Origin of the sequence: Burkholderia sp. E168m23, from assembly GCF_016586125.1 — a bacterium.
Lineage (GTDB): Bacteria > Pseudomonadota > Gammaproteobacteria > Burkholderiales > Burkholderiaceae > Burkholderia > Burkholderia orbicola.
In genome coordinates this window covers 1-4,168 of the sequence record NZ_BCPP01000656.1, presented here as the reverse complement: position 1 = coordinate 4,168, position 4,168 = coordinate 1, and the positions used below count along the sequence as shown (strand labels likewise).

General features: G+C 68.2%; 5 protein-coding genes. 1 reads left to right on the top strand and 4 read right to left on the bottom strand.

Features of this window, described 5'->3' with window-relative positions; translation table 11 throughout:
* The 4 genes from JMF90_RS26820 to JMF90_RS26805 form a co-directional block, all read right to left on the bottom strand.
* A partial coding sequence (locus JMF90_RS26820; RefSeq protein ID WP_201325639.1) for an MFS transporter occupies positions 1-684 on the bottom strand: 684 nt, incomplete at its 3' end.
* A 115-nt stretch (positions 685-799) separates the two neighbouring features.
* Complete coding sequence (locus tag JMF90_RS26815; protein WP_006476754.1) at positions 800-1,531, bottom strand: DsbA family oxidoreductase; 732 nt, start codon at positions 1,529-1,531, stop codon at positions 800-802.
* A gap of 181 nt (positions 1,532-1,712) precedes the next feature.
* Positions 1,713-2,507 (bottom strand): transcriptional regulator, encoded by a 795-nt coding sequence (locus tag JMF90_RS26810; RefSeq protein ID WP_201316756.1) that lies wholly within the window; start codon positions 2,505-2,507, stop codon positions 1,713-1,715.
* Positions 2,504-3,466 (bottom strand): ornithine cyclodeaminase family protein, encoded by a 963-nt coding sequence (locus JMF90_RS26805; protein ID WP_201316757.1) that lies wholly within the window; start codon positions 3,464-3,466, stop codon positions 2,504-2,506. Before JMF90_RS26805 ends, JMF90_RS26810 begins: the two co-directional genes overlap by 4 nt.
* Positions 3,467-3,844: 378 nt before the next feature.
* Between JMF90_RS26805 and JMF90_RS26800 the strand changes: the two genes are divergently transcribed.
* On the top strand, positions 3,845-4,168 hold a 324-nt coding region (locus JMF90_RS26800), incomplete at its 3' end, for a transporter substrate-binding domain-containing protein (RefSeq protein ID WP_201325638.1).

The following is a 4,168-nucleotide window of genomic DNA, read 5'->3' as shown; positions in this document are numbered from 1 at the left end:
CAGCCAGCCGGCCTCGTTGCCGCCGACGATCCCGTAGACGGCCAGCATCAGCGATGCGGTCACCGTGATCGCGCCGGTGACGTCGAGCCGCGCGGCGCCGGCCGGTGCACGCACGCGCGGCAGCAGCGCGACGCACATCGCATAGACGGCGACGCCGATCGGCAGGTTGACGAGGAAGATCCAGTGCCACGACAGCGAGCTCGTCAGCAGTCCGCCGAGCAGCACGCCGATGCTGCCGCCGCCCGCGCACACGAAGCCGTAGACGCCCATCGCACGCGCGCGTTCGCCGGGTTCCGTGAAGAGATTCATGATCAGCGACAGCGAGACGGCCGAAACGACCGCGCCGCCGAGCCCCTGCACCGCGCGCGCGGCGATCAGCATCGCCTGCGATTGCGCGAGGCCGCAGGCGAGCGACGCGAGCGTGAACACGACGAGGCCCGCGAGGAACATGCGCCGCTGGCCGTACAGGTCGCCGAGCCGGCCGCCGAGCAGCAGGCAGCCGCCGAACGTCAGCAGGTACGCGTTGACGACCCAGACGAGGGCCGTTTCGGTGAAGTGGAGGTCGGTACTGATCGACGGCAGCGCAACGTTCACGATCGTGCTGTCGAGCACGATCATCAGCACGCCGAGGCAGAGCACGATCAGCGCGTACCAGCGCTTCTCGCCGTGAATCCCGTGGGTCATGGGCTTGCAGCCTTCTGATCGTTATTTGAAGGATGCATTGTAGAGGTCACCGGCGCGGGCTTCCTGCCGGTTTGTGGCAGGAGCGTCGCGTAGTGGCGCGCGGCCCCGATGCGCGTTAGGAGCGCGCCGGCAGTTCGCAGCCGTCGGGGCCGCAGGCGGCCGCATCGCTGCCGTCGAGTGCGACGATGCCGTCGCGCCACGCCTGGTCGAGCGCCTGCGCGAACGCGTCGGCCGGCTGCGCGCCCGACACCGCGTAGCGGCCGCCGAACACGAACAGCGGCACGCCGCGCCCGCCGATCTGCGCGGCGCGCGCGATGTCGGCTTCGACTTCGTCGCGGTACGCATCGCTGTGCAGCACCGCTTCGACGGCCGCGCGCTCGAGCCCGGCTTCGACCGCGAATTCGGTCAGCGCGGCATGATCGAACAGCGAGCCGTGTTCGCAGAAGTACGCGCGATAGAGTCGCTCGGTCAGCGCGTGCGCGCGGCCCGTGGCTTCCGCGAGCTTCACGAGCCGGTGGCCGTCGAGCGTGTCGCCAACCAGCGTGCCGGGCAGGTCGTAGCGAAGCCCGACGCTCGCCGCTGCATCGGTCACCTGGCGCAGCATCTGGTCGACCTGCGCGGGCGACATCCGGTATTTGCCCGCCAGCATCGCCTCGACCGGCTCGACGGGCTGGCCGGGCATCAGCCGGTACGCGCGCAGCGCGACGTCGACGCGGTCGGCGTGCGCGAACGCGGCCAGCGCCTCGTCGAAGCGGCGCTTGCCGATCCAGCACCACGGGCAGATCAGGTCGGACCAGATTTCGACGGTCAGGGTCGGGCGGGCGGTCGGAGTGGGAGCGGTCGTCATGGGCGATACGGGGCGGCAAAAAAATGTAACTGCGACTATATCACTTTATGCTTCCAAGCTCCGTCGTCCGCAGGCCCGGGCGAATCCGGGGCACGCCCTCGCATCGCGAAGGCTCGACGCGGAATCGGCAGTCCGGTACCGGTGTCCGGAGCGTGCCGTCATCACGCCCGCCGCATCGCGCTCAGGCGTCGCCCTGCGTTTCCTTCAGGTGCTTCAGATGCTTGTAGACCGTCGCGCGCCCCATCCCGAGCACGTTCGCGACGTAGTTAGCCGCGCTCTTGCCGCGGAACGCGCCTTCCGCGTAGAGCGCCTCGACGAGTTCGCGCCGGTGCTCGCGCGTGAGCCCGTTCAGCCCGACCTGCTGCTCGCGCAGCCAGCCGTGCAGGAACGTGTTGATGCGCTCCTGCCAGTCGTCGCGGAACAGTTCGTCGGGTTGCGCGACGACGCCCGCGCCCTTGATGAACAGGTCGAGTGTCGCGCGCACCTCGTCGAACACCGCGATGTTGAAGTTGATGCACATCATCCCGGCTGGCCGGCCTTCGTCGTCGAACAGCACGTTGCTGACGCAGCGCATCCGCCGGCCGTCCCAGTTCAGCTTCTCGTACGGGCCGATCACGCGCTCGCGCGCCGAATGATCGATTTCCTCGAGCGCGGAATCGTCGCCGACCTCGCGCTTCGACAAGTTGTTCGCGAGATACAGCACGGTCTGGTCGTGCAGGTCGTGGATCACGACTTCCGCGTACGGGAAGAACAGTGCGGCGATACCGTCGGCGATCGGCGCATAGCGGGTGAGCAGCAGGTCTTTGACGGGAGATTTCTTCTTGCGCATCGGTGTCGCGATCTCGGGTGGGCGGGAGCCGGGCAGCGTGTCGGGCCGGCGCGCCGGCGCACCGTGGGGCGGCATGCCCGTGCGCCCGTGCGCGGCCGCCGCGGCGGTTGCGCCATTGTATCGGCCCCGCGTGCGCGTGCCGCTCATGCGTGCGTCAGATGCATGTACAGCGCGTGCGCGATCGCGATGTCCTCGAGCCCGAGGCCGATCGAGCGGAACAGCGCGTGACGCGTGCGCGACGGCGCCGCGCAGGTGCCGGCGACGAGCGCGGGCAGGTCGCCGACGATCCGGCCGGCATCCCAGCCGTGCTCGGCAGCCGCGATCTGCATCTCGCCGGCGCTCGCGGGCGTCGTGTGCCGGTAGTCGCAGTAGACGTCCATGTCCGGCAGCCACGCGGGCGGGATTTCGTGGGCACGTGCGACGTTCGTACTGATCGACGTGACGAGCGCGGGGCGCGTGAGCATCCCGTCGCCGAGCACGGGCGTGCCCGACGACGTGCACAGCATCACCACGTCCGCGTCGCGCACGCAGGCCTCGACGCTCGCCGCCGCGCGGGCGCGCGGGTCGAGCGCGGCGAGGCTCGCCTGCAGCGCCGCGTTGCCGGCCAGCGCGGGCGAGTACACGCGGATCGAGGCCCAGTCGCGCAGTGCCGCCGTGTGCTTCAGGTGTGCAAGGCCGACCGCGCCCGCGCCGACGATCGCGAGATGGCGCGCGTCGCGCGGCGCGAGGCAGTCGACCGCGAGCGCCGTCGTGCCGGCCGTGCGCTCGACGGTCAGCAGCCCGGCGTCGCACCACATCAGCGGCTGGCCGGTCTGCATCGACATCAATGCGGTCCATGCGGTGACGACAGGTTTGCCGCCTGTCACGACATACGGCGACAGCTTCGCGCCGAACACCTGCTCGTCGGCGAGTGCGCCGAGATACGTGATGAAGTCGCCGGCCTGGTCGGGAAACAGCGTGAGCGTCTGCGGCGGCTGCACCGCGCGCGCCGCGGCGAGCGATGCGAACATGCGGCGCAGCGTGCCGAGCACGTCGAGCGACGGCAGCGCCGCGCGCACCGCGGCTTCGTCCACGGTCAGCGGCAGGGTGGGGACGGTTTGCGTCATGGGGACATCTCCGGTTCGGGCTGGACGGAAAGTCTCGAAAGACGGCGTCCGGTGAGGTTGGTTGTGGAATAAAAGTCTAATATAGACAAACAAAACCGGTGAGATTTTTCTTTTCGAGACTTTAATTCTTTACGTAGCGTATGAAAAACACCGTGAAATCAATGATGTTATGAGTAGGTGGCGAAATTTTTGCGAGGAGCGGCGGCGTGACGTTCTCGTATCCCCTATAGTCTATAGTAGACTTTGAGTCTATATTTGGCGTGCAGAACTCGGCGCGTCGGCAAGCGGCGGCCGCCTGCCTCGAATGCCGACCGGCGCCCGACCGTGGGCGTCGTGCGACCGATCTTCATCGCCTCACTCCAGAACAGAAGGACCGTCATGAACTGGAAGCTTTCCCTCTGCGCCGCTGCGGCGCTCGCGTGCGTGGCCGTCACGGCCCATGCGGAACCGACCACGTTGCGCTTCGGGATCGAAGCCGCCTATCCGCCGTTCGAGAGCAAGACGCCGTCCGGTCAGCTGCAGGGTTTCGACGTCGACGTCGGCAACGCGGTGTGCGCGAAGCTGAACATGAAGTGCGTGTGGGTCGAGAATGCGTTCGACGGGCTGATCCCGGCGCTGCAGGCGCGCAAGTTCGACGCGATCAACTCGGCGATGAACATCACCGCGAAGCGCAAGCAGAGCATCGACTTCACGCCGCCGATC

Bases quoted from the DNA above. Each gene is read 5' to 3' on its own strand.
- JMF90_RS26810 (WP_201316756.1), bottom strand. From the start codon at position 2,507: ATGAGCGGCACGCGCACGCGGGGCCGATACAATGGCGCAACCGCCGCG.
- JMF90_RS26805 (WP_201316757.1), bottom strand. From the start codon at position 3,466: ATGACGCAAACCGTCCCCACCCTGCCGCTGACCGTGGACGAAGCCGCG.
- JMF90_RS26815 (WP_006476754.1), bottom strand. From the start codon at position 1,531: ATGACGACCGCTCCCACTCCGACCGCCCGCCCGACCCTGACCGTCGAA.